The following is a 24,800-nucleotide window of genomic DNA, read 5'->3' as shown; positions in this document are numbered from 1 at the left end:
ATAAATACAAAAATTAAGATTAGGGGGAGTAATTATATTAAGAGATTATTTTGATCAAATACTAAAAAATTATCTTTCAGCAAAAGAAAGAAATTTCACAGGAAATCCTTTAGCCAAACTATTGCGTGAGGATGTTCCAAAATTTCTAAAAAATGTAATTAATAACGATTTTATAGTTACTGGATCTCCTGGGAAAGGTAACTGGACCAATTTACCCTGGGTTGGTATTTTTAATCCCCACATCACCAAAACCGCCCAGTCAGGTTATTACATTGTATACTTATTCCGAGAAGATATGAAAGGATTCTATTTATCCTTAAACCAAGGTGTAACTGAGATTCGGAACAAATATGGCAATAATAAAGCTAGAGAATATCTTTTAAACAATTCTAAATCGTTTAGAGAAAAAATTGATAATAACTTAGATTATGATAATCAATTCGAAAAATCTATTAATTTAGGTACTGGAAATTATGCTCCTTTTTATGAGGCAGGAAATATTTATGCCAAATATTATTCTGCAGATGTTTTACCCTCTGATGATGAGTTTATATCTGATTTGAATGATTTTATTGAAATTTATGATTTTTTAGCCAATACTAAACCAGATAAGTTACTACGTGTTGTAGAAGATGAAGCTGATATTCGAAAATACCAAGAACTATTTTCGAAATCTATTATTGATTTATCAAACGAGGACTACCTGATGAGTGTAGGCTTCCCTGGAGGGCAAGAAGAAGCTGAAAAAACATATTGGTCTGATAAATTAAATATGTGGATCCAAAGTTTTGAAATTGAAGAAAGTAGGTATTGGAATGGTTTTGGCCTAGAAAAACCAGAACCCCCCAAGAGTTCTAATATTGTATGTGAAATCAATTTCCCTATAAAAGACATTAATCGAAGAGTGGCCGGTGTATTTGCCAAAGATGAAAATGATGACATTTATGTTCTTCACCGGGGGAAATTAGGTGGAACTTTTGGTAAAAAAGATTTTGAAGAAAGATATGAGGGTGATTGGACTTTAGTCCAAGATGGGGATCAAAAAACGAATATGGTACTTATTGGGAAATTAAACGATCCTAAATTACCATATAATGTTCGTAATTTTGTATTAGAGGTTAATAAAATTAAGTATGGGGATGATGAAATAACTAAAGATGACTCTGAAGAGATTATTGGAGAAGGATTAGAATCAAAATTTCACAATTACCTCCTAAATAAAGGCTATTTATTCCCCCCAGAAACCATTGAAAACTACCTACTATCCCTTAAAGTCAAGCCCTTTGTGATCCTTACGGGTAATTCAGGAACCGGTAAAACTAAGTTGGCACAACTATTTGCCCAGTATGTTTCAACCAACAAACCAAAAGCCCAAAGTATTAAAACCAGTGTTAAGGTAGGTAAATCATCAAATAGTGGTGGATGGTCCTTGAAAAGGGATGATGTAAACGATTTAATCCAAATAGATGATATCGAAGGCCAATATAATATCAAAGTTGATGATATACCTGCTACAGGAAAATTAAATATTTTAACTAGAATTTTTTATAATGACGAAAACCAGGAATTAAAAAACCACTTATCACATTTGGCAAAAGATGACCCTCAAAAAAGAATAGACTTGGAAATTGAACTTCCATCCACAGAAAACCTACAATACAAAATAATCCCTGTAGGTGCCAATTGGACCGAAAATAGACACATTTTAGGTTTCTATAACTTAATAACCGAAAGCTATCAAAAAACTCCTTCTTTAGAATTAATTTTAGATGCCCAGAAAGTAGAAAACTCTAATTTACCTCATTTTCTTATTTTAGATGAGATGAATTTATCCCATGTGGAACGCTATTTTGCTGATTTTTTATCTGCTCTAGAAAGTGGAGAAACCATCCCCTTACATAGCCAAGAAGATAAGATTATAAATGAATTAAAAATCCCAAAAAACCTCCTGGTGGTAGGAACGGTTAATGTGGATGAAACCACTTACATGTTCTCTCCCAAGGTCCTGGACCGTGCTAATACCCTGGAATTTGAAACCTATTCAGCTAGAAATTATATGAAAAATATAACAAAGCTTGAAACTTTAAAAGGGAATACTGAGTATTTAGAAAACCCTCTCCAGGACATGGAAGTTAGAAATTATGATATTAATAAACTAGGCCAAGTTTTAGGAGATATCCAAACCCCTGATGGTAATAAATTATGGGAGATATTAGGGGATGAATTAGAAAACTTCCAAGAAGCCCTTAAAAAAGCAGGTTTTGATTTTGGATTCCGAGTAATAAATGAGATCCTAAGATTCATGTATGTGGCCTGGAAATATGAAAAACAACCATCAAAATGGATTAACTGGGAGCGCTACTTTGATGCCCAGATTAAACAAAAAATGCTCCCTAAGTTACATGGATCTGAACGGGTGTTAGGAGAAGTTATCCAGGAATTATCTAAATTGTGTTTAGATAACCAGGATGAAGTAAGATTCCCAAATTCCTATAAAAAGCTTAAAGAAATGGAAAAGGTGCTATTTGAGCAAAGATATGTGTCCTTTATAAATTAGAAGATTCTTATGCAGCAGGAAATTATCATACCACTAGAGGATCAATATAATAATCCCCTGGGAAATTTGAGTATTATTAGTTTAACTGAGGTAGAATTTAATAGTGAATTTGAAATCAATAATATTCAGTATAAGAATGTGCCTCAAGTAGAAATACCAGATAATACAACCCCTATCCAATATTGTTCCCATTTAGGTAAGCATCACTTTGCACCTTTAATGTTTTTAGAGGAGACTCATTATCAAGTATTATTTGAGTCTAAAAAAGAAGAATCAGTTAAATTCACGGTGCTACCTCATCTAAGTAATAGCCATACTAATTATAATCCTTTTGAGCCTTTAAGGTTCCAGATGGATGATGAGCATTCTTATAGGTGTGCTGGAACCTTGAATTTTAGAAGTTATGTGGGTAAATCCTTTTTAGATGTTAAAAAAGATTCAGTTAGATCTAAATCTATTCCAATTGAGGTTAGATCAAAAAAGATTAAGTATTATGATCAGTACCCGGCTATGATTGCTGATTTATCTGAAATTTGTTCTGCTTTAATCTATGAACTTAAATCTCCCTTATTTCAAGATTTTAATCTAGACTATAAAAAAAAGAGCACTTTATATGAGGATTTCATGCTCTTAGAATATTTATTTAGAAAAGAGAATTTACCTGCTACCTATGAGTATTTAATCCGAAACTTATACTCCCACTTGGATAGTTACCAGGAGATGGTACCAGCAACTTATGCCTCTAGTGTTGGTCCAGGGGAAATTATCCAATTTTTATCCAATGGGGCCCATCTGTATCAATCTAAAAATACGCCTTCCCATTGGCCGATAAAATTAAAAAATTATATGCCCCATAATATCCATCAGATTAACTACCAAGATAGTGTGGATACACCTGAAAACCGGTTTTTTAAGTATTTTTTAGAGTCCCTGGATATTTTGATTCTGGATTTAATTAAAAAATCTAAGGAAGGTTATGTTAAAGATAAATTATGTGATTATAGTGATGAGGTGGGTTATTATCTATCTTCTAAGTGGTTAAAAGATGTAGGTAAAATGGAATATGCTCCCTTAAATTCACAGGTCCTGCAAAAAAGAGAAGGTTACCGGGATATCCTCAAATATTTCCTGAGCTTAGAACTATCATTTAGATTATCCTGGGAGGAAATAAGTGATAATTTCAAAGGCTATGAACGAAAACTCAGTGAATTATACGAGTACTGGTGTTACTTCAAGCTCCTAGAAGTACTAAATAAACTTTCTAATAAAAAATTAGACTTTGCAGATATTTTTGAATTAAATAAAGATGAGTGGTCTATAAATATCAAGAAGGGTGAAAAATCAGCCCAGATATTTAATATAGAGGTTGAAGGTAGGAAAGTTAAAGTTAAGTTAATGTATAATCGTTTATTTTCCAGGAATACCAGAAAAAAATCTTATTCACTCCCTTTTAGACCAGATTATTCTTTATTAATTGATTTAGATGGTAATATATTTTTTATCCACTTTGATGCTAAGTATCGCTCGGAAGTGGAAGTCCTTGATTTTTATGAGAAGATTGGATCAGAAGAACAAAAAATATTCCATGATTTAAAAGAGGCAAATAAAAGGGACGCTGAGGAAGAAAGACTCCATAAATTTAAAAATGGGGATATTTACAAGATGCATACCTATAAGGATGCTATTTTAAAAACTGAAGGGGCCTATGTGCTTTATCCTGGTTCCCGGGAGGGACTTTTTAATGTGGTTCCTGGTGAGCCTATACCTTCTGTTGGAGCTTTTCCTTTAAATCCAGGCGATAATGAAAAAGAAAAATATGATTTGGGAGATTTTATTACAGCTGTATTATTGAATTTGATAAATCGTTGGGGATTAGAAATATAGGTGGATTTTATGTTAGATTGGAGTGAATACGAAAAAATAGTAACCCAAATATTAGATCGAAAAATCAGCCACAATGAAAACCCACCCCAAAACCAAGCCATCTCCTCACCTAAAAACCAATCCTTATTCCTAGTAGCCGGCCCAGGTAGTGGTAAAACCACAGTCATGGTCTTAAAAATTCTTAAATTTATTTTAGTAGATGATGTTCCACCAGCCAGCATCCTAGCCACCACTTTCACTAGAAAAGCAGCATCAGAACTACGATCCCGCATACTATCCTGGGGAGATGAAATCAGACAATACCTACTAAATGACAAACAATACTCAAATATCCACCCTAAACTAAAAAACCTAGATTTTAATCAAATCATCACTGGAACCTTGGATAGTATCTCTGAAGACGTTTTAAGAACCCACCGGGATCCTGGTTCTCCTCCACCAGTAGTTATTGAAGATTTTGTAGCCTCAGCCTTGATGATGCGGGTAGGATTATTTAAAGAGGACCGTTATCACGTAAAAGATTTAAAAGAATTTCTAGTTGATCTTCGCGGTACAAGTTTTAAATTCAATGTAGCAGAGATGGCCAAACTACTACTCGAAATAAAGGACCATATTTATTACGATCAAGTTGATTTTGAAAAGCTTAAAAAAGAAGAAACTGCTTTAGGTCCCCAATTAGCCTTTAAGGCTATTGAAGATTATATCCAGGAATTAGATTCTCGTTTTTTATATGATTTTGCCATGTTAGAAGCAAAGTTCTTAAGAGTATTAAAAGAGGGTAAGTTAGAGGATTTCTTATCCCAATTAAAACTTGTTTTAGTAGATGAGTATCAGGATACTAATCTCCTACAAGAGCAGATTTACTTTCAATTTGCCCAGGCCGCCCTTAAAAATGGGGGTAGTATCACCGTGGTAGGGGATGATGATCAATCCTTGTATCACTTTAGAGGAGCTACCGTGGATTTATTTACTAATTTTAAAACTCGGATCCAGGATCAATTAGGAATAGAAGTAGGTTTAATTAATTTATCTAAAAATTATCGCTCCACTAAAAACATTGTGAACTTATGTAACTACTTTGCCCAGTTAGATCCCCACTTTCAGGAGGTTCGAGTAGATAGTAAACCTTTAATTGAAGCAGCCCGAAATCCAAAGCACATTGATTTTCCCATATTAGGCATGTTCCGACCAAGTGTAGATATATTAGCCTATGATTTAAGTCGTTTTATTAAAAAAGTAATCCAGGGGGAAGGTGTGAATATTCAATATAAGGGAGGAAATCTTTTAATTAAAGCCCATCCCCAAGAGGGTTCAGCTGCAGACATATCCATACTATGTAGTTCTCCTCTAGAGCGAAATGCTAGTGGAAAAAAACGATTGCCTTTACATTTAAGGGAGCAGTTAATGCGTAACCCATCTATGGAGGTATTTAATCCCCGAGGAGAGGACTTAGAAAGGGTAAAAGAAGCCCAAATTTTATGTGGTTTGATATTAGAATGTTTGGATCCAGAGAGTGTTTTTGAAAATGATATAGAAAAATTACCCTTAGCTGCCCGGAAAAATTTCCATACCTGGCGAAAAGAAGCCCATAAATTTATAGAAACAAGTCCTAAACCCCAAAAACCGGTTTCTTTAGCCCAATTTGTAGAAGCCTGGCAAAAAAGACAGCCCTTAGGTCGAAAGTCTTGGATAAGAGAAGTAACGGTTATGGAGTTAGCTTATAAGTTAGTTACTTGGATTAAACCTTTACAAGAAGATGTGGAAGGCTTAGTATACTTAGAAGCGGTTACCCGTACCATTGCCCAGACCGGACTCTTTAGTAGTTTTGGAGGGGAAATCATCTTTGATAGTAAGATCCCGGAACTAGAACAAAAATCTATTGAAGATGCTATGTGGAATATTATGGTGCCTCTGGCCACCGGGGCTATTGAGGTGGATGAAAACTTACTAGACACCTTACCCTCTAACCGGATTAGTATCATGTCGGTGCATCAAGCTAAGGGTTTAGAGTTTCCCTTGGTGGTGGTGGATGTGGGATCTGAATTTAGAATAAATCACCACACCCAGGCCTTTAAACGTTATCCCCAAGATGGAGGTAAATCCTCCAATTTAGAGGATTTTTTAAGAAAATATTCACCCCTGGGAACACCACCTAGAAGCCCGCGGGATAGGGCCTTTGATGACTTATTCCGTTTATATTTTGTATCTTACAGTCGGGCTCAAGATGTGCTCCTCTTGGTGGGACTTAATAGTGTGATGGAAGGATACCAAAATGGTAAACAAATACCTAATGTGGCCACTGGTTGGGATAGAAACTTGAATTGGCCTGGATTAAAGGATATAATATTTATTTAAGAGGTTGTAAAAATGACGCTATCGGTACGCTCTAAACCCTACATCATCCCGGAATACAGTTTAACTGGTGATTTATTAGCATTTCTTACCTGCGGATTACAGTACCGTTACCAGAATAAGGGAACCCTACCACCTTCTATGCCTATCCAGTTGTGGTTTGGGGAGTTTATCCATGGGGTCTTAGAAGAAGCCTACCTCCAGTGGCGTGATCATAACTTAAAAGAATTCCCCTGGGACTGGGAAAAAGAAATCCGACCCATAGAAATGCTAATTGATAAGAGAATGCGGGCCCGGGGTCTAAACCCTCCTTCTAATTTATTCTGTCCCTACAATGAGGAGGGTCATAAACAAGGTTTTTGCATGGATTTAAACCATCCCCATAAATTAGTAGCAAGTCAACGAGCAGAAGCCGCTATAAATACCTGGGGACCTCATCTTTTTCCTTTAATAACCAGTGCCGAGGTAAGATTAAAGGGTATAAGGGATATGCCCCACTACCAAGAGGGTTTTAGCCGATCTAATTACTATGGCATCACCGGTATTGTGGATGTGATCAGCTCAGTTAATTTGGAAGTGCACTCTTCTTCTAATCTTTTAGTTAAATTTTTAGAAGAAGATCCTTTATTTAAAGAAAAAGTCCAAGCCCTGGATAGTAAAGAGTATGAGATTATCATGGATTATAAGGGTATGAAGCGGGCCCCTTTGAGTTCTTCTACTTGGGATTATCATAAGTGGCAGATACTAACCTATGCCTGGTTAAGGTCCCGGCAAGAAGAATCCTCCCCAGTAGTAAAAGGGATCCTATTTTATATAAACGAACTAGTACCCTTCACCAAGGATATGCAGGATATTAAAGAGGATGTTGTTGGTGAGAATACCGATATAATCCCTCAGGGTAATGATTTAAAAAAAATTTTAAAGTGGAAAACTAATAACCCACCACCCCGGTTATCAGAGGAATTTAAAACCAGAAGATCCTTAAGGTTGGTGGATGTAAAACCTGATTCTGTGCACCGTTCTCTTGGAGAATTTGATCAGGTGGTGGATGAAATTGAAAACTGCCTTTTAAAAGAAATAAAGGGTAAGGGTATTCAAAACTCCTGGGAGGCTCGACCGGAGGCTCGGACTTGTGATGCATGTGATTTTAGGACTTTTTGTAATAATCCAGATCCTTTGTCTCAGAAGCCTACTGTTCCTTGATAGAGACCTTACATTAGTAACTTTTCCATTTCAAAAACAAATTTTTTGGATCGATTTAGAGAAGTTTCAGCTTTTGAAATTTTGATAGATTCTAGCATATTATATTGGAAACGTGATCTTTTCATTCTTTCAAACTCAAAACTTTCTATTAAATCATTGGCTGTTAATTTAGTTAATTCTAAAGCTTCTTTTTTAGCTTTTTCAAAATCTTCTAAAAGTTTTTCTTCAAGTTTGTCTCTAACATAATATATTAGAGCATCACTGGTTACTTTGTGGGAAATTTTATCTCCTACCTTATATCCCATTTTGTATAGAACTGCATTGGCCATATAATACATGGCATAATAAGAACATACTATAACCCATAAAGTTGAAATATCCTTTTTAAATAAATAATCAGCTACCTTTAAACTTTCATGAGAGTTTTTCTGATAAATTTTAATTATATTCTCATCAGGTGCTTTTCTTTTTATAAGACCGTCACGGTGATAAATTTTAATATTTATTTCTGCTTGCTGGATGCGGTTTTTATTTTGCATGTTCTAACATCCTGTAATATTCCTCAATGCCTACTAATATTATATTATTATTTATGGCTTCAGATACCACCGTAAATTCTTTATTTTTAATCATGGATATAAATTCTTCAAAATTAAAGATATTCAGGTCAATATTCAGAGGTAATAATGAAATTAGGCTTTCAAATTCATTTTCTCTATTTTGTTCACATATTATTAAAAGATCAATATCTGATCTGGGATGTGCATCATTTTTAGCTTGCGATCCAAAAATCAAGCCAATGAACGGGAAAGGAAGATTATTTAGTTTATGGTAGAGAATTTTAAAATCTGGATTTTTAAGCAATGTTTCTCTTCTTTTATATTCAGCTTCAAAAATAATAGGATGGTTTTTTTTATTTAAAATAACATTATATGCTTTACCAAACTTTTCTAAAGTAATTATGTCTTCTTTTTCTAATCTTTTTACGATTTCATAGACTGTTTTATAATCAATTTCTATGTCTTTAGATAATTGGCTGATGCTAGTTGAAGCTATGCCTTTTTCAATTAAATTAATGATAATGGGGGAATCCTTTTTATTCATGGTAATATCACCATAACATTATGGTAGTTCTACCATATTATTTAGTATTAGATTATTAATATACTTAACTTATAGTAAAATAAGTTGGAATTAATTAATATAAACCCCCGCCCCCACCAGATAACTACTATTCCCATAATCTACCCGTTTAATATAGGTCACCTTACGGGAGGGATGAGTATCCTGGTTTAGGCCATAAGTACTCCACCCAACCATTCACCACTCCGGGCAGTTTCCAGGAAAATCTCTCCAATAGGTTTTCCCTCATAGTCCTGTAGATTACTCAATATCCTGGTTAATTTTCTCTGGTTCTGGAGGATAGACCAATCTTACCCCATCCATTCTCCAGATAAAGATATATTTATCTCCTTTAAACCATTCGGGAGTATAAAATTGAGAAAATGCTCCTGGCCCTTCATTTTCTATTAGCATAACCGCCGCATTAACATAGATTAAAAGATCATCCTTTTTTTCATTAATTTGTGTTTCCTGGTAGGTAAAGCCAGAAAAAGCCACCAGGACGATGATTATAAAAATAATTCCCTCTAATTTATCCATAGAATACCACCCCCATAATACTATTATATGATTTTTTAGTTAATAGGTATCACCCCACTGGACCAGTAAGAACTATCCAGTTTCCAAATGATTTTATTAGAAACATTATTCCATCTTTTTCAAGCTCATAAGCAAATTCCAAAGAATAAATCATCTAATTAAAAGCTTTTAGGTCTTGAAACGCATTTAAAATTGAAATTATCTTTAATATCTGATTTATGTAGATTTATAAATCTGAAAGATAAATAAATGTCTAAGAGGGAGATTATTTTATTAGGAAAATTAAAATGGAAAATTAAATCTGCATTAGTCTTAGATTCTAAGGTATAGTTTTTTTGTTTATACTGCAAATTTTAACTTAAAAACATTTAAAAAATTACTAGTTAGAACAATTTTTTTAATTCTTATGGCCTCATAAACTTTAAACCACCCTGAAAATGATTTATATGGCAATTTTAAAATATGGAAAAACCTGGTGGGGGAGAAAATGGCTGGATGCCCTTAAAAATATTGACTTTACCAATAGATTACCCCGGGGAAAATCTTATGCTAACACTGGTAAAGTCTATGACATCGCTCTTAATGGAAATATAATCACGGGAAAAGTTGAGGGTAACTACCAAAAATACTATGAAACTAAATTGAAGCTGCAATCATTTACTCTAGATGAAAAAGAACTCATTGCTCAGGTTATAAATAATTCTCCCTCAATTCTTGCCGGACTTTTAAATAAAAAACTTCCAGAAGAACTTTACTATAAATTGACACAAATTGGAGTGGAATTATTCCCTCAATCATGGGGGGATATTAGTGCCGAATGCAACTGCCCGGACTATGCACTTCCCTGTAAACATATTGCCAGTTTAATTTATATGATAAGTATAGAAATTGATAAAAATCCTTTCCGAATATTTGACCTTCATAACTGTGATTTGCGGGGTATTATAGTCCATCTGGATAATGTTGAAGATATGACGGTTCGAAAAATCACCAGTATTGGTGATATTTTCCAGAATAAAATCGAAAAAACAGATGAAACAATAAAATATGATATCAGCAAGGGCATTGATTTTTCGGATATCCCTATTCTGTCTGAATATATATTAACCCTCCTTAAACCATCACCCCTTTTCTATGATAAAGACTTTAAAGATGTTATTGAAAGAGTATACAAATCAATGGCCAGACACTCTAGAAATTACTATAATTACAATCGTTTCAATAATGAGTACAACAACGATTTCATATCCTTAAAATCCATAGAACTCTCTAAGTTGTCTAAAAGAGATGATGAGACTTTAGTAGAATGGAAAGAGAGATATTTATCCATAAAATGGAATAATCCTAAGTTATGGGAGGAATTCTATTTAGTTATGGATGATGATTATAGAATTTCAAATATATCCCTAACTGAGGATAATATATTTCCAGATGAAAAAGAAGATACCCTTGAGGAAAACCCTTTTACTCTAAAAAATAATCAGCATCTGGAAAACATTTTATTAGGCTTTCTGGTGGAAATATCTCCTACCAATAAACTTCAATATCATTATAATATACAATTTCTACACTTGCTACTTCAATTTTCATTAAAACTTGTAGAAAAGCAGGGTATTATTCCCGAAATTATAGAATTAAATAATAATGCTTATCTTATAAGATGGGTACCCTGTCTTTTTGATAAAAAAATAGAGGAAATATGTGAAAAGTTGTATTCCCTGTGCCCTGATAATCTGATTTGTTATAAAAATTCACGAATAAACCGAAAAGAACAGGTAATAACTGGAATAAGCCTTATTATTTCAGGAATAATGGAACATTACACCAGATGGGGTATGCCTAAAATATTAGAAAGACAAGCTAATGATCCTGTTTTTAAATTATTTTTCTTTAAAGAAAGATTAAAGTTTAATGAATTCCGGACCAGTGGATATGAATTTTTAATTGACCAATGGCTTTCAAACCTATATTTAAGGAAAAGAGATCATGATCTCTATTTAATCATAGAAGAAACTGTGCAAAATCAAGAAATAAAGAGTGAAGAAAGTTTCAGTATTCATCTTAAAGTTGGAGATGGTAATACACCTCCCGAAGAGGTCTATAAATTTCTTTCCCTCAAAAAAGAAAACCATAGGAAACTGGAGTTACTCTCAGATATCTACTTAATACAGGAGTACTTCCCTCCAATTAGAAAAATTATTGATTTAAAAACGCCTATTAATCTACATATCAATGAATTTTCTATATTTTTACAGGATATACTTCCTTTATTGAAAATAATGGGAATTTCAGTGTTCCTCCCTAAAAGTCTGGACAAAAACGTTAAACCTAAACTTGTACTTGATATAAAAAGCACTAAAGAGCTTAGTTTAAAGAGAAAAACGTATCTTTCACTGCAGGAACTTGTGAAATTCCAGTGGAAAGTAGCAATTGGTGAGCATAACATCAGTACCTCCGAATTTCAAAATATTTTAGAAAAATCTGAAAAAATAATTAAAATAAAAGATAACTATGTCATTTTAGATGAAAAAGAAATAAAATCCTTCATAAAAAAGTTGAATAAATTACCTGAAACTTTAAGTCAAAATAATCTATTTCAGGCCATAATTAGTGGGAAATTAGAAGATAATGAAGTTAATATTGATTATAATATTAAGTCTCTTTTAGAAAAGATTAAAAAATATGATAACCTGGAGATTCCAGGTAATCTAAATGCTGAACTTAGACCTTATCAAAAATTAGGATTCTCCTGGCTCCTGCAAAACATTAATCTTGGTTTTGGCAGTGTTCTTGCTGATGATATGGGATTGGGAAAGACTTTGCAGGTTTTAAGTTCAATTTTACATCTGAAAAATAAAGGATTAATCGATGAAAAAAAGGTGTTGGTTATTGCTCCCACCGGCTTACTCTTTAACTGGCAAAATGAGATGAAAAAATTCACTCCAACACTTAAACCATTTATATATCACGGGAATAAGCGTAAATTTCCTAAAAAAGATGATTATGATGTGGTTATAAGCTCTTATGGTACTATAAGAAGTGACCTGGAAAAATTTAAACATAAAAAATGGTATTTGATGGTTGTTGATGAAGCTCAGAACATTAAAAACCCTAATGCTAAACAAACTAAAGCTATTAAAGTCATTAAATCTGATAATAAAGTTGCATTAACTGGTACACCAGTAGAAAATAGGCTAACTGATTACTGGAGTATATTTGATTTTATAAACCCCCATTATTTAGGATCCCTTAAGAAATTCACTGATAAGTTTATCATACCCATTGAAAAGGAAAGAAATAAAAAAGTTCTTAAAACTTTCCGGATGATAACTCATCCCTTTATCATGAGAAGGCTGAAAACAGATAAAGAAATAATAAAAGAACTACCAGATAAAATAGTGAGTGATGTCTACTGCAAATTAAGTATTGAGCAAACTGCACTGTATAAAAAGATGATGGACTCCTTAATGGATGAAATAGATGCCAGTGAAGGTATAGATCGAAGAGGACTTATTTTTAAATTAATAAATAGTTTAAAACAGATCTGTAATCATCCATCTCAGTTTTCCAGATCAAAAACAATTAACATCCCTGATTCTGGAAAGATGGAAGTTTTGATTAATATTTTAGAAAATATCATAGAAAATAGGGAGAAAGTACTAATTTTTACACAGTATGTTCAAATGGGCAATATAATGAAAAAAGTGGTGGATGAAAAATTCAATACAGAATCATTATTCCTGCATGGTTCATTATCTCGAGAAAAACGAGATAAAATAATTCATGATTTTCAAAATAAATCCCAGCATAACATATTCATTATCTCCTTGAAGACTGGAGGAACCGGTTTAAATTTAACAGCAGCACAAAATGTTATTCACTATGATTTATGGTGGAACCCTGCTGTTGAAAATCAGGCCACAGATAGAGCATATCGAATCGGACAAAAAGATAATGTAATGGTCTACAGGCTTATTACTACCGGAACATTTGAAGAAAAAATAAATAATATGCTTAGCAGTAAAAAAGAATTAGCCGATATAACCGTGACAACTGGAGAAAACTTCATAACCGAAATGAATAGTGATGAATTAAAAGAAGTGCTGAAATTGAGAAAATAAATTGAACCTGTAAATTAAGTTAAAAATGAGGGCTAATCGGAATTATGTTAAAAAAAAAAAAATTTAAACACAATAAATAAGGCCTCTAAAAACTTATATATCATTAAGAACTATTTGTTTACCCGAGGAGGTGAAGAATTTGGATAAAAAGATTATAATTCTGGTGGTTATTGCGGTACTAATTATTATCGGAGCCGGTTATACCCTGTTTTTGGCCCCGGCACCGGTAAATAATACCACTAATATGACTAACATCACCACCAATAACACCACGGTAACTAATGAAACTGAAACTCCTGCTATTTCCGCCCAGGAAGCCATGGAGATTGTGAATACCCAGGTGATAGCTGAAGGAGGATTTGTGGCTGCTAACCCCCGGCTCTATCGATGGGATGATGGTAGACTGGTATGGAATGTGCAGATAGTTGATGCCCAGGGACAGGCCGTTGATGGGGTGGATATTGATGCCACCACTGGACAGGTTCTGGGTAGAGGATAATTAACCAAAAAAGGGATATTTTAATCCCTGCCTTTTTTATTTTTTTAATTGCAGTACATTGAATTTAAAAAAACCCCTAAAAAACCAAATCTATTTTAATAAGGTAAATTCCTGCAAAAATTATAATAATTCACTAATTAAAAGAATTAAAATTACTAAATCAAGTTTATTTATGGATAGCAGCTTAAAATGAAAATAGAAACCACCACAGAAGACTGGAAAAAAACCATCATTTATTTAATAGTCTACCTCTCCAGCATAGTTATTGCAGCCATTTTATTGCTACCCCTTTACTGGTACATATGGGTCCTGATAACAGTTTCAGGAATGATTATTCTGGCTTTCTCCCACTCCCAAAAAGCTCTTTACCATTGTACTAGCTGTGGAAATGAGTTTCAAGTTTCAATTTTAACTGATCTTATAAGCCCCCAGGGCCTGGGTAGAGATAACTCCGGTAAAACTTATGGATGGAAGTATTTAAAATGTCCTGAGTGTGGTAAAAGGATGAAAGCCGCCATAGTCCAGATGAAGTAACCCAAGTTGAAAACTTGAGCTTAACTTAACTCGTAAAACCGAATTAAAGAATTAATAACAGTGATATAATAGCTAAAGAGGATCAATGGGTAGGAACCGGACTGGTAATGGGTGTGGGAACAGGTACTCTCTGAGAATATTATTTCAATAATCTGGCTCTTGGTGCTGCCTTGGAATCAGCAATGGGAATTTTAATAGGTGGGATTATATCATCCTATAAAAATTCTAAAAAGTAGATAGTGATTGTTAAAAAATGCGGGCCAATCACTTTCCAGTTGAATAATAATTATTTTTTATTACTTTTTTAAAAAAAAACCCCGGATAATTAAGGAGGATGATTTATGAGTTATAATATATTAATACCATCTCTCCCGTTTTTAATCGCTTACCTGGCCACCTATACTCTTTACAAGTGGGGATTAATAAAAAAGGGCCTGCATATTAACTTATGGAATATAATACTACTGGCTTCATTTATTATTTCAGGTGGGGCTGGATTTATACTCATGATATTAATGGAAATGGGAGTTGTATCCACCATAAATTTTGGCCTTTTATTCTGGCATGTGGAATTAGGAATAACCCTGACTCTGGTAACTGTTTTTCATTTTCATATTTACTGGAAAAGTACTAAAAAAACATTATTTGGGTATAAAAAGAAGGGGATGGGTTCATGAAAAAAGACAAAATAAAAGAAAAGATTAAACATTCTTTTATCCGGGCCAAGTCTTTTTATAATAATTTATCTCCCCGTCAGGCTAAAATATGGGGAACACTGGCCACAGCACCTATAATTGCCGCTGCAACCATGGAAGGCTCCTGTGCCGCAGGGTGTCCCTATGGCCTTGATTATGATCCCTACCCCGGACAATGTTCCAGATATATAGATTTAGATGGGAGCGGATCATGCGATCTGGCCCTTTCTGCAGCATCTAATACTCAAAATAGTTCAGCTGATAGTGATAATGATACCATAAATCCCGTTGATGATAATGGATTAGAAGTTTCTGATACCGGGCCCGACGCCTTAGAAGGGGCTAATGAAGGATCAAATTTTCACATACTTCCCGTCACCATAATAATCATAGGGTCCTATCTTTTCACATATTATCTATTTAAAAAGAGGATTTTAAAACCTAAACAGCACAAAAGAATATGGAATATCCTGGTAACTATTGGTTATATAGGTACTGGCCTGACAGGAGTTTTACTAACTTTAATGATTAAATTAGGTATTTCTACAGCATATAATTCAGGGATAACATACTGGCACGCAGAATTAGCTTTATTGATGGTGCTGGGGACATTTATACACCTTCACATTTACAGAAAGCCCTTGAAAAAAATGTTTAAAGTATTTAATATTAATCTTACAAAAAAAGGATGAAGTATAATTTACTTGAATAATTGAACTAAAAAAAAAGAAATTTACCTTTTTAATAAGTGGGGAATGAGTTTCAAATTTTACTAATCTTATAAGCCCCCAGGGCCTGAGTAGAGATGATTCCAGTAAAACTTATGGATGGAAGTATGTAAAATGTCCATCATGTGCTAAAAGGATGAAAGCCCCTATAATCCAGATGAAGTAAACCCCACCAGGGAAGTAATTAAATAGAAAATAATTCCCACCTCCTAATTTAAATAATTACATTATTCCAACGATTAAGAGGATTTTATATGGTTAAGATTGTACCTGCTACAGAAGAAACCCTTCCTGAAGCAAAAAAATTAATAAAAAGAGTATTCCCCTATAGAAGCCTATCTGAACAATTTAATTTAATGGCTATCACCTCTCCTGATAACTGGCTACTTAAAAAAATCATGAATTTATTTGGAATTAAAGATATTTTAGATATCTACTTGGCGGTAAATGAAAAACAGGAGGTGGTGGGTACCACCGGCCTTTATAATTATTTAAAAGATGCAGATGAAGCAGTATGGCTTTTCTGGTTTTGTGTAGCCCCGGAAGAAAGAGGTAAGGGAATCGGGACAAAATTACTTACCTATACCATTAAAGAGGCCCGGAGTAAGAAGGTGGATTACCTGCGACTCTATACTTCTGATGTTTCCAATGAAAGGGAAGCTCAAATAATCTACCAAAAACATGGTTTAAAGGAAGTTGAAAGAAAAAATAGAATATTATATACAGAAATTATAAGAGAGTTGAAGCTTTAATTTTAATATTTAACCAAAAAGAAATGGGTGATTATAATGGCTAAAGAAGATCAATGGGTTGGAACTGGACTGGTAATGGGTGTGGGAATAGGTACTGCTCTGGGAATAATATTTAATAATCTGGCTCTGGGTGCTGCCATGGGAGCAGGAATTGGAATTGTAATAGGCAGTATCATATCATCCTATAAAAAATCTAAAAAAGTTGATGATGGATAAAAAATAGCAGTTTTAATTGATTAAAATTTTAAAAAAACCAAACTTTTAAATTCATATATTTTTAACTTGAAGCCTTAAGATAACCATAAAAAAAGAAAAGGTGGATTAGCACCAGTAAAGGTGCTTAATTTAAAAAATCAGGGTGAGGTTTTATTTCTTACTTCGAATATATCATCCATGAGGTTGGGTATTCCTCCCCCTCCTCCTGGTACGGTGAATGATTTAATTACCGCTCCTGAAGGATTCTTCCTCCAATCATAGGGTCCTGCTACTACCCAGCTACTTACCTCATCTCCCATGGCCAGATCCACCCTTACCCAGCGATTATTACCGGTCCAGTCAGAACCTGGTTGATCATACTGGTGAGTTACCGGCCAGCCCACCGCCACCATAACCGTGAAACTGGTCCCGGGATTCATTTTCCCCAGATAAACCGAATTGGTTTGACCCCGATTCAGGTACTGGAATTGTCCAGTATTAGAGCGTATAACAGAATTAGTATTATTGGTGGTATCATTAACCTGGTAAACATATTTTAAAGCAAAGGGACTGTTTATATGAGTGATATTCATGGTGACATCCACCGGTTCACCATCTCCAGATCCCATATTAAAGTAACTCTGATAGATCATAATAGCCATAATAGCCACTACAATCACCCCTCCTAGAAGCAGTAAATATTCTGCCCCTCCCTGGCCACGTTTATCATTAGTTAGCAACCTAAAATACACCTCCATGCATTCAGAGTATTATATTGATTTTATAATATAATAATTAAACGGTAAAGTCCCCAGTAGCATTCCCTGGCTACCTAAATCAGATAAAATAAACTATTAGTGATATTTGAACATAATAACTTATCTTTCAGGGGATAATTTCTAAATAAGGGTTTATTTTCCCCTCATATATTTTAATGCAGGGCCGTCTAAACCTGAATATTCAACTCCATCATTTATTTTGCTCCGGATCCACCACCTTAATACCATCATCTTCCAGTACCTGGAACTTCTCCTTATGACGGGTATGTATGGGATAAACCTTCTCTGGTGCAATCTCCTGTATCATTTCCAGTATCTCCACTCCATGGGCATGACCGGAGGCATGGTACCCGGTTTCAATCTGAATATTAAAGTGCTCCAACCAGTTTTTCTCCCTCCGGGCATCAATCTCCATCTCATCATTAAAGGGTTCAGTTTTAGATTTAATATAAATCGCATTTTCTGGTTTTATATCAATTAATTCTTTAAATTCAAAGTAGTCACACTGGAAGATGTAATCTTCTGGTTTTTCCTGCAGGTCCTGGTAATTAACATTATTATCCCAGTTGATGTAGTCTTTTTCCCATCCCTTGTAATCAGAGTCCAGGTATTCTTCTCCTAACTCACAGGAGTAAATCCATTCATCTTCCATACACACCTGGGATTCTCCTCCCAGTAATCCCCAGCCCCGGCGGGGTACATATACCGCCACATCCTTCAGGCCAGGGTAACCATCACCTCCAAACTCATTTAATAAAAAGGCCTGTTTAGTATTCACCACCATGGTCCGGTCGCTTTCTTTTGCTACCTGGTAAAATGTATAAAAACGATCCAGATCCCGCAAAGGATAATTAACAATCAAAAGCCCATCATGGGACAGGGCTTTATCAGCTGCTTTTAGTTTAATATCTGCTTCAGTCCGATTATGGTCCCGATCAATCCGGGTACCCTCGGTGATAATGGTGGTGGGGGTGAATTTTTTAGCTTCTTTAATCATCTTCAGGGTTTCTCTTTCCCGAAGACCATGGAACCGGAAATCCCCGGTATATAAAACTGCTTCTTCACCATCATCACTCATAAAAGCACAGGATCCTGGTAGGGAGTGGTCCACCGGGGCTGAAGTGATTTTTAAATCTCCCAGCTCATATTCCTGGTAGGGTTCCATGATTTCAATTGGCCGGGGTTTTTTAATCCCATCCCTGGCATCAGCCCGCTTATGAGTGGTTTTAGAATTCTTATTCAATCTTTTTTTAGGTAAAAGTAGAAAATCAGGTTGATAGGTGGTGTAATTATTAAATCCTGCTATCCCCGTCATCTCCAGAGCCCGGATAATCCGGTGACTATCCCGGGTCATGTAGAATGGTATGTCCTCCCGGATGTGGTGTAAGTATCCCATGTGGTCCAGGTGGGCGTGGCTTATTAAAATCCCCTGAATTGAGGGCTGGGGAGTATGTTGTAGGCCGGCTTTTTTAAGGTAGTCCTCCCGGTAGATACCCTTTACAGGGGGTAAGAGTCCAAATTCCACCAGATCCATAATACCATTAAATTTACGGGGTTGTAAGAATTCCGAGAAAAACTCACCCTCCCGGTTGAAACTCTTACCAAAATCAAAGAAGATAGAGTTTTCCTGTGAAATAAGCTGTACCTTATTTCCCCCTATTTCATCCACCCCACCATAGAACTTAAATTTAGTCATGTTTTTACTCCCCCTATCTATTATTAAATTATAACCGGTTAGCTGGTTTAAATCCGGAATACTTACTTTAACCCATATAACTTTTTATTTAATTTGGTATAATCTAAATCATAAATTTTATGCTAAAGTATCTCCCTTAATTAATATTAATGGAGCATGAAAAAATGATCATCCCTTCCCCTGCCAATATTGCCCGGTTTTTAAAATACTATGAATTTTTCCGCCACCCCCCGGACCACCACTACGAAGGAGAAGATGACCCGGACCTTATTGATCCTTATATCTATTCTTTTGAAGTGTTCCAGCTGGTAAATAAACTATACATGGAACATTTCATTCAGGTATTTAATAAATCCCCTCATTTACCAGAAGACCTGGAAAAAGCAGATATCTGCAGTCTGGTAGAGGTATTTAGTGGGGTGGTGATGGCTGATCGTTACTCCCCTGGTTTTTTAAGTGAATTCATTGCCCAGGGAAATTTAAGAAAACTGGTAAAAAGATTAAAAATTATCCAAACAGAAACCCAGGACCGCATGTACGGCTCCCTTTTAGGACTGGCTGTGGGAGATGCCCTGGGCGTGCCGGTGGAATTTAATGCCCCCGGGAGTTTTAAAGAAGTTACCGGTTTTAGGGAAGGTGGATCCCACAACCTTAAAGCAGGGGAGTGGAGTGATGATACCAGTTTAGCCCTGGCTTTGGCTAAAAGTTTGATTGATAGTAAGGGCTTTGACCCTCAGGACCAGATGGAACGCTACCTGGCCTGGTACCAGGAGGGATATTTATCAGTTAATGGGGAGTGTTTTGATATAGGTAACACCACCCGGGAGGCTCTGGAACACTTTGCCGATACCCAAGAACCCTATTCTGGGCCAGATCATAGTAATTCTGCAGGTAATGGTTCCCTGATGCGCATAGCCCCCATACCCATCTATTTTTTCTCTAAAAAAGAAGAAGTCTTAAAGTATGCCCGGCTTAGCTCCTGCACCACCCACCAGCACCCCCTGGTGGTGGAGTGCTGCACCTACTTTGCCCATCTACTCTGGAGGGCCCTTTTAGGTGAGGATAAAGATAAATTATTATCCCCGGATAATCACCCCTTTACAGAGGAGATTAATTTAGAACTAAAAGAAGTAATTAAGGGATCCTATAAAACAAAAAACCCTCCACAGATTAAGGCCAGGGGTTATGTGGTTCTGTCCCTGGAGGCTGCTTTATGGGCCTTTTATAACTCGGATAATTTTAAAAGTGGTGCTCTTCTGGCGGTGAATCTGGGGGATGATGCGGATACCGTGGGGGCTATTTATGGTCAGCTTGCCGGGGCTTATTATGGTAAAAAGAGTATTCCCCTGGAATGGTTGGATAAGTTGGCCTGCTGTGATTTTATAATGGATTTAAGCCAGAGACTGGTTTATCATGCAGAGTGGTAGATATAAAAAAATTGGAATTATAGTATTTTTTTTAAGGAATTTTATACCCTCCTAAACTATTCAAATTATATGAAGAAATAATACGGATTAATTTTTCTTTTTAATTTAAAATAATGCTTTAAAAGCCTGATTCATTGATTAAAAATTCATTGCCTTAGTTAAATACTTTAAAGATTTAACTGGTGAAATCTAGCTTACTCTTTATTAAGTTCATTAGTGTAATCAGGTACACTTTCTTACTAAGTGAAATGAATTACACAAGTGAACTAAAAAGGTGGGATATTACAATGCAAATGTTACCTAAAAACATCTTTAATACGGTATTATTAGCTAAAAACTTATCATATCATAGCTCCAGGCATCTGGAATTTTTCAAATATTAATTATTTTAGATCAGATTGTAAATTCCATTCCTTTTTAGAATTCCAAAGTAAATTAAATACACCAGAATAAATAAAAAAAAATAGGTCAGTTATATATTTTAATAAAGGTAAAGGAGAAAATTTAGTTTATTAGCTCTGCTTAAATAATCTAAGTAAAAGAAGAAATTAGATTACTGCCAGCTGTCCAGCAGAAGTAATTTCCAGTTTATTTTGATCAATAAAGCCCATTTCCCGTAATTCACGGATGTGGTTGTAGGTCATACCCCGGCTGATACCGATTTTTATGGCCAGGTTTTTAACCGAACTCTCCCCATTAATGAGAGACTCTAAAACCTGTTTTTTAGTTTTAGAAATACCAAAGTTGAGTATAGGTAGATCAATTAATTCACTGTCTTCTTCAGTGACATATACTATTCTTTCTACTTCCTGGTGCCGGGCATAACAACCAAAAAGAGCACCTAAAGCTTGAGGTTTACGTCCCCCACTGATATTAACTACCACCCTTCTGCCGGCTGCTTTTTCTTCATCAATCACATCAGCCGTGTCCTGAGCTACCCGCACCACGTCATATAAGCTGGTTTCATGGGATACAATTTCAATAAATTTACCTACTGTATCATTCAAAATTTGCTCCACTTTATTTTTCTCATCTGGAGCCTTATCCTCCCTTAAGAGCACTACCTTTTTGGGAGAAAACTGGGTGATACAGATCATCACCGGCTCAATGGAATAAATGGTGGAAATCATAGTTGTTTCCATAATATCACTTTCCTTAGATGTTCATACCCACAATATATATACAGGGTGAACAATGCTATCTTATCGTATGCCCTTATGTTGTAACTACTTTATATATATTTTCCTTAAATAAATGTGCTATTAACCCACAATGTATTAAATCTTGTTTTTTAAGCTGTAAATTACTATACTGTTTATTATATTATTTTATTGATTATTAATTGTTCTTACAGCAAAGTAAATGTTAATCTAAAAAGTTTAAATAAGATTTTTTTTATGATAAGTTAAATAATATTCCTAAACTATCAAATAATTTTAAAAATATTGAATATAAAACATTAAATTTATATAGGGGGTGCTTATAAAGCAGTAACTATGATAAGGGATTGCAAAAAAAATAGCTTATAATAGGAGTTACCTGATACTCATAAAGGGGAGATAATATGGAAAAAAATATCCTGATAATGGAAGATGAAGGTCTAATAGCCCTGGAACTTAAAACCAAGTTAAAATCATGGGGATATGATAAAGTATTCATCTCTTCTACAGGTAGTGAAGCTTTGGAAATTGCAAAAAAGCACCCTCCCCATCTGGTCGTGGCCGATATCCATTTAAAAGGAAAAATCAATGGTATTGAAACCATAAAAAAATTAAAAAGTTGGAGCAAGTTCCCGATAATCATTATCAGTGCTTATATGGATCCAAAAGTGGTGGATAGTGCCCTGGAGATTAATCCTAATTGTTATTTGCTTAAGCCCTTAAATAATGAGGAATTACGGATTAATATTCAGCTGGCCCTGAAATAATTATATAATACTCCCTTAGATTAGTAAAAAAAGTTTAAACAATTATTTTTTCTCATCCAGCCTTTTTAAAATATCATTCAGTGACTCTTTAATTTCTTCACTTTCTTTTTTCCTTTCCTGGTTTAGTTTTTGAGATATCTGGGCCAGTGCTTTACGATCCTTGTCTTGTTCTTCCCGGAATTTATCCACCAGCATACTGGCCACAGATGCGGTGGCATATCCAGTGAAGGCCAAACCAGAAATCATCATAAAGGCACCTATAAACCGTCCCCAGGAGGTTACCGGCACAATATCCCCGTAACCGGTGGTGGTCATGGTGGTAACGGTATACCAGGCGGAGTCCTCATAATTTTTAACTTCAGGATTAACACCCCTTTCCACCAGAAGGAAGCTAAAGGAGGTACATAAAAATAGTATGGTGATAATGGTGATACCATAACTTAAACCAGTTTTTTTGGTGAACTTGACAAAAGTGGATCCCATTTTTGTTATGGTACGAATGAGGGCCAGGATATGAATCACCCGTAAAATAGCCAGAGGCAGGGTGAGGGTGACTCCTAATTGTCCCAGGAATATAAAGTCAAAGGGTATAACCGCTGGAATAAAAACCCAGTTATTCTTTATAAAATCTCTCCGGTCCTCTCTGGTGATAAGTACCATTAATAAATTTATAAATAGCAACAACGAAACCATTAAATCAAAATTGTAAATATTTACCACAGTAGAAGAACTTATCTGGAAAAACTCAAAAATCCGGGATTGATCCAGGGTTAAAACAATTAAAAGAACCACATCCACCACAATGAGTATAATTAGTATGGTTAAATAGAACTGCAAAAACTGCTGCATTATATTTTTTATCTTATCCCTCATTCTGAAACCCTCTACAATTATAAAAGCCAATATGTTTTATTTATATGGAGCCTTATCTTATATTAAATATTCCACCGGGGGAGCTCAAGGATTATTTTAGATGAATGGGAGAGTTATTATCCCTAAATTTCTCAAGGAAAATATAGTGATTATCCCTGGAAAACCAGGAATAATAGGGGAAAACGTATAAAAAAAAAAATTAGTTTATTAGTCCCCACATTTAGTAGGATTTAACTACTCCAATAATATCTCCCCGGGGGACCCAGGTATTCAGGGGGGTGCGGGTTATTACTGAAGTGGCAGTGTAGGTTACTTCCACTTCCTTGTTATCACTGATGAGATAAACCCGGTCTTCTTCAATGATACTGACTCTTTTTACTATTAAATCATAGGTGGGATGGAAGGACACCACAATATCCCCTTCTTTAATATCTGCGGTTTTTAGTACGGTGATACTTTGACCGTCATATAAGGTGGGAACCATGGAATTTCCTTTTACCACCGCTATTAAGGGTAGCTGGTCTTCACCAAACTGGGACTTAAGGGTGATATCTACCTGGGTGTAGTTATATTTATTAGCAATAGATTTAACCCCAGCTTCTATGCTCTCCAGAGAACTGGAAGGTTCGTTAATGGCTCCCGCTGCATACTGGGCCATTTCCCGATCCATTTCAGGAGGTACCATACCCCACCAGGTATAGGAACTTACCGTGGTGGATGAACCATCAGTCTGGATATTAACATTAAGGGTGGGTTCTATTGAGGATAAAGCAATAGAAGAGGCCACTACTAAACCCAGGGCCAGTACCATGAAACCCACCAGAATTTTAGTACTATTTCTCATGATTTCACCATTAAAGTGTTGGATAATATTAAATGTATTTGATAATAATAATCTATTCTAGTTTTAATCATT

Annotated in this window: 22 protein-coding genes; 13 read left to right on the top strand and 9 right to left on the bottom strand. The window is 35.1% G+C overall.

Annotated elements, in window-relative coordinates; translation table 11 throughout:
* The first annotated feature begins 4 nt into the window (after positions 1 to 4).
* Genes HYG87_RS10965 through HYG87_RS00500 form a run of 4 tightly spaced genes read left to right on the top strand, consistent with a single transcriptional unit; the run spans position 5 to position 7,996 of the window.
* A complete protein-coding gene (locus HYG87_RS10965) occupies positions 5 to 2,557 on the top strand; it encodes an MrcB family domain-containing protein (RefSeq protein ID WP_320055122.1) in 2,553 nt (850 codons plus the stop codon).
* 9 nt (positions 2,558 to 2,566) lie between these two features.
* The gene (locus HYG87_RS00510) at positions 2,567 to 4,441 is read left to right on the top strand and encodes a DUF2357 domain-containing protein (protein ID WP_211533296.1); all 1,875 of its coding nucleotides are present in this window, start codon (positions 2,567 to 2,569) and stop codon (positions 4,439 to 4,441) included.
* A gap of 9 nt (positions 4,442 to 4,450) precedes the next feature.
* Positions 4,451 to 6,796: a DEAD/DEAH box helicase gene (locus HYG87_RS00505; protein ID WP_211533295.1), complete on the top strand. Its 2,346-nt coding sequence runs from the start codon at positions 4,451 to 4,453 to the stop codon at positions 6,794 to 6,796.
* Between the two features lie 12 nt (positions 6,797 to 6,808).
* The gene (locus HYG87_RS00500; RefSeq protein ID WP_211533294.1) at positions 6,809 to 7,996 is read left to right on the top strand and encodes a PD-(D/E)XK nuclease family protein; all 1,188 of its coding nucleotides are present in this window, start codon (positions 6,809 to 6,811) and stop codon (positions 7,994 to 7,996) included.
* Between the two features lie 8 nt (positions 7,997 to 8,004).
* On the opposite strand, the gene HYG87_RS00495 is transcribed toward HYG87_RS00500, so the two are convergent.
* The 4 genes from HYG87_RS00495 to HYG87_RS00485 all read right to left on the bottom strand — a co-directional run bounded on the left by HYG87_RS00495 (position 8,005) and on the right by HYG87_RS00485 (position 9,658).
* Complete coding sequence (locus HYG87_RS00495; protein WP_211533293.1) at positions 8,005 to 8,535, bottom strand: hypothetical protein; 531 nt, start codon at positions 8,533 to 8,535, stop codon at positions 8,005 to 8,007.
* The gene (locus tag HYG87_RS00490) at positions 8,525 to 9,100 is read right to left on the bottom strand and encodes a nucleotidyltransferase domain-containing protein (protein ID WP_211533292.1); all 576 of its coding nucleotides are present in this window, start codon (positions 9,098 to 9,100) and stop codon (positions 8,525 to 8,527) included. Before HYG87_RS00490 ends, HYG87_RS00495 begins: the two co-directional genes overlap by 11 nt.
* Before the next feature lie 90 nt (positions 9,101 to 9,190).
* Entirely contained in the window at positions 9,191 to 9,316 is a 126-nt protein-coding gene (locus HYG87_RS11015) for a hypothetical protein (protein WP_256438689.1), read from the bottom strand.
* Between the two features lie 63 nt (positions 9,317 to 9,379).
* Positions 9,380 to 9,658, bottom strand: coding sequence for a cache domain-containing protein (locus tag HYG87_RS00485; RefSeq protein WP_211533291.1), 279 nt, complete (start codon positions 9,656 to 9,658; stop codon positions 9,380 to 9,382).
* A 446-nt stretch (positions 9,659 to 10,104) separates the two neighbouring features.
* Here HYG87_RS00485 and HYG87_RS00480 point away from each other — a divergent pair, with 446 nt between their 5' ends.
* The 7 genes from HYG87_RS00480 (at position 10,105) to HYG87_RS00450 (ending at position 17,203) form a co-directional block, all read left to right on the top strand.
* Positions 10,105 to 13,779: a DEAD/DEAH box helicase gene (locus HYG87_RS00480; protein ID WP_211533290.1), complete on the top strand. Its 3,675-nt coding sequence runs from the start codon at positions 10,105 to 10,107 to the stop codon at positions 13,777 to 13,779.
* A gap of 139 nt (positions 13,780 to 13,918) precedes the next feature.
* The gene (locus HYG87_RS00475) at positions 13,919 to 14,278 is read left to right on the top strand and encodes a PepSY domain-containing protein (RefSeq protein ID WP_211533289.1); all 360 of its coding nucleotides are present in this window, start codon (positions 13,919 to 13,921) and stop codon (positions 14,276 to 14,278) included.
* Between the two features lie 189 nt (positions 14,279 to 14,467).
* Positions 14,468 to 14,812: a hypothetical protein gene (locus HYG87_RS00470; protein ID WP_211533288.1), complete on the top strand. Its 345-nt coding sequence runs from the start codon at positions 14,468 to 14,470 to the stop codon at positions 14,810 to 14,812.
* Positions 14,813 to 15,153: 341 nt separating this feature from the next.
* On the top strand, positions 15,154 to 15,489 hold the full coding sequence (locus tag HYG87_RS00465; RefSeq protein ID WP_211533287.1) for a hypothetical protein: 336 nt from the start codon (positions 15,154 to 15,156) through the stop codon (positions 15,487 to 15,489).
* A complete protein-coding gene (locus HYG87_RS00460) occupies positions 15,486 to 16,199 on the top strand; it encodes a hypothetical protein (protein ID WP_249164860.1) in 714 nt (237 codons plus the stop codon). The genes HYG87_RS00465 and HYG87_RS00460 overlap by 4 nt, the downstream gene beginning before the upstream one ends.
* 290 nt (positions 16,200 to 16,489) lie before the next feature.
* The gene (locus HYG87_RS00455; protein ID WP_211533286.1) at positions 16,490 to 16,987 is read left to right on the top strand and encodes a GNAT family N-acetyltransferase; all 498 of its coding nucleotides are present in this window, start codon (positions 16,490 to 16,492) and stop codon (positions 16,985 to 16,987) included.
* Positions 16,988 to 17,023: 36 nt separating this feature from the next.
* Positions 17,024 to 17,203: a hypothetical protein gene (locus tag HYG87_RS00450; RefSeq protein ID WP_211533285.1), complete on the top strand. Its 180-nt coding sequence runs from the start codon at positions 17,024 to 17,026 to the stop codon at positions 17,201 to 17,203.
* Positions 17,204 to 17,340: 137 nt separating this feature from the next.
* On the opposite strand, the gene HYG87_RS11070 is transcribed toward HYG87_RS00450, so the two are convergent.
* On the bottom strand, positions 17,341 to 17,922 hold the full coding sequence (locus HYG87_RS11070) for a class III signal peptide-containing protein (RefSeq protein WP_320055112.1): 582 nt from the start codon (positions 17,920 to 17,922) through the stop codon (positions 17,341 to 17,343).
* 229 nt (positions 17,923 to 18,151) lie between these two features.
* Positions 18,152 to 19,657, bottom strand: coding sequence for an MBL fold metallo-hydrolase (locus tag HYG87_RS00440; protein WP_211533283.1), 1,506 nt, complete (start codon positions 19,655 to 19,657; stop codon positions 18,152 to 18,154).
* 149 nt (positions 19,658 to 19,806) lie between these two features.
* Here HYG87_RS00440 and HYG87_RS00435 point away from each other — a divergent pair, with 149 nt between their 5' ends.
* Positions 19,807 to 21,084, top strand: a complete 1,278-nt coding sequence (locus HYG87_RS00435; protein WP_211533282.1) for an ADP-ribosylglycohydrolase family protein — start codon at positions 19,807 to 19,809, stop codon at positions 21,082 to 21,084.
* Between the two features lie 548 nt (positions 21,085 to 21,632).
* Here HYG87_RS00435 and csa3 read toward each other — a convergent pair.
* Positions 21,633 to 22,226, bottom strand: coding sequence for a CRISPR-associated CARF protein Csa3 (gene csa3, locus HYG87_RS00430; RefSeq protein WP_211533281.1), 594 nt, complete (start codon positions 22,224 to 22,226; stop codon positions 21,633 to 21,635).
* A 422-nt stretch (positions 22,227 to 22,648) separates the two neighbouring features.
* Here csa3 and HYG87_RS00425 point away from each other — a divergent pair, with 422 nt between their 5' ends.
* Entirely contained in the window at positions 22,649 to 23,011 is a 363-nt protein-coding gene (locus tag HYG87_RS00425; RefSeq protein WP_211533280.1) for a response regulator, read from the top strand.
* Between the two features lie 42 nt (positions 23,012 to 23,053).
* On the opposite strand, the gene HYG87_RS00420 is transcribed toward HYG87_RS00425, so the two are convergent.
* Together HYG87_RS00420 and HYG87_RS00415 are read right to left on the bottom strand one after the other, a co-directional pair.
* Positions 23,054 to 23,884, bottom strand: coding sequence for a potassium channel family protein (locus HYG87_RS00420; RefSeq protein WP_211533279.1), 831 nt, complete (start codon positions 23,882 to 23,884; stop codon positions 23,054 to 23,056).
* 220 nt (positions 23,885 to 24,104) lie between these two features.
* On the bottom strand, positions 24,105 to 24,728 hold the full coding sequence (locus HYG87_RS00415) for a S24 family peptidase (protein ID WP_211533278.1): 624 nt from the start codon (positions 24,726 to 24,728) through the stop codon (positions 24,105 to 24,107).
* Positions 24,729 to 24,800: the final 72 nt, after the last annotated feature.

It is taken from the genome of Methanobacterium alkalithermotolerans (genome assembly GCF_018141185.1).
GTDB classification, from domain to species: Archaea; Methanobacteriota; Methanobacteria; order Methanobacteriales; family Methanobacteriaceae; genus Methanobacterium_F; species Methanobacterium_F alkalithermotolerans.
Note: the sequence above shows the minus strand (reverse complement) of the source record. Positions and strands in the feature narration are given on the sequence as shown.

Bases quoted from the DNA above. Each gene is read 5' to 3' on its own strand.
- HYG87_RS00470 (WP_211533288.1), top strand. From the start codon at position 14,468: ATGAAAATAGAAACCACCACAGAAGACTGGAAAAAAACCATCATTTAT.
- HYG87_RS00460 (WP_249164860.1), top strand. From the start codon at position 15,486: ATGAAAAAAGACAAAATAAAAGAAAAGATTAAACATTCTTTTATCCGG.
- HYG87_RS00490 (WP_211533292.1), bottom strand. From the start codon at position 9,100: ATGAATAAAAAGGATTCCCCCATTATCATTAATTTAATTGAAAAAGGC.
- HYG87_RS00500 (WP_211533294.1), top strand. From the start codon at position 6,809: ATGACGCTATCGGTACGCTCTAAACCCTACATCATCCCGGAATACAGT.
- HYG87_RS11015 (WP_256438689.1), bottom strand. From the start codon at position 9,316: ATGGTTGGGTGGAGTACTTATGGCCTAAACCAGGATACTCATCCCTCC.
- HYG87_RS00440 (WP_211533283.1), bottom strand. From the start codon at position 19,657: ATGACTAAATTTAAGTTCTATGGTGGGGTGGATGAAATAGGGGGAAAT.
- HYG87_RS00450 (WP_211533285.1), top strand. From the start codon at position 17,024: ATGGCTAAAGAAGATCAATGGGTTGGAACTGGACTGGTAATGGGTGTG.
- HYG87_RS00510 (WP_211533296.1), top strand. From the start codon at position 2,567: ATGCAGCAGGAAATTATCATACCACTAGAGGATCAATATAATAATCCC.
- HYG87_RS00425 (WP_211533280.1), top strand. From the start codon at position 22,649: ATGGAAAAAAATATCCTGATAATGGAAGATGAAGGTCTAATAGCCCTG.
- HYG87_RS00485 (WP_211533291.1), bottom strand. From the start codon at position 9,658: ATGGATAAATTAGAGGGAATTATTTTTATAATCATCGTCCTGGTGGCT.
- HYG87_RS00480 (WP_211533290.1), top strand. From the start codon at position 10,105: ATGGCAATTTTAAAATATGGAAAAACCTGGTGGGGGAGAAAATGGCTG.
- HYG87_RS00505 (WP_211533295.1), top strand. From the start codon at position 4,451: ATGTTAGATTGGAGTGAATACGAAAAAATAGTAACCCAAATATTAGAT.
- HYG87_RS00455 (WP_211533286.1), top strand. From the start codon at position 16,490: ATGGTTAAGATTGTACCTGCTACAGAAGAAACCCTTCCTGAAGCAAAA.
- HYG87_RS00420 (WP_211533279.1), bottom strand. From the start codon at position 23,884: ATGAGGGATAAGATAAAAAATATAATGCAGCAGTTTTTGCAGTTCTAT.
- HYG87_RS00465 (WP_211533287.1), top strand. From the start codon at position 15,154: ATGAGTTATAATATATTAATACCATCTCTCCCGTTTTTAATCGCTTAC.
- HYG87_RS00495 (WP_211533293.1), bottom strand. From the start codon at position 8,535: ATGCAAAATAAAAACCGCATCCAGCAAGCAGAAATAAATATTAAAATT.
- HYG87_RS00435 (WP_211533282.1), top strand. From the start codon at position 19,807: ATGGAGCATGAAAAAATGATCATCCCTTCCCCTGCCAATATTGCCCGG.
- csa3 (WP_211533281.1), bottom strand. From the start codon at position 22,226: ATGGAAACAACTATGATTTCCACCATTTATTCCATTGAGCCGGTGATG.
- HYG87_RS00415 (WP_211533278.1), bottom strand. From the start codon at position 24,728: ATGAGAAATAGTACTAAAATTCTGGTGGGTTTCATGGTACTGGCCCTG.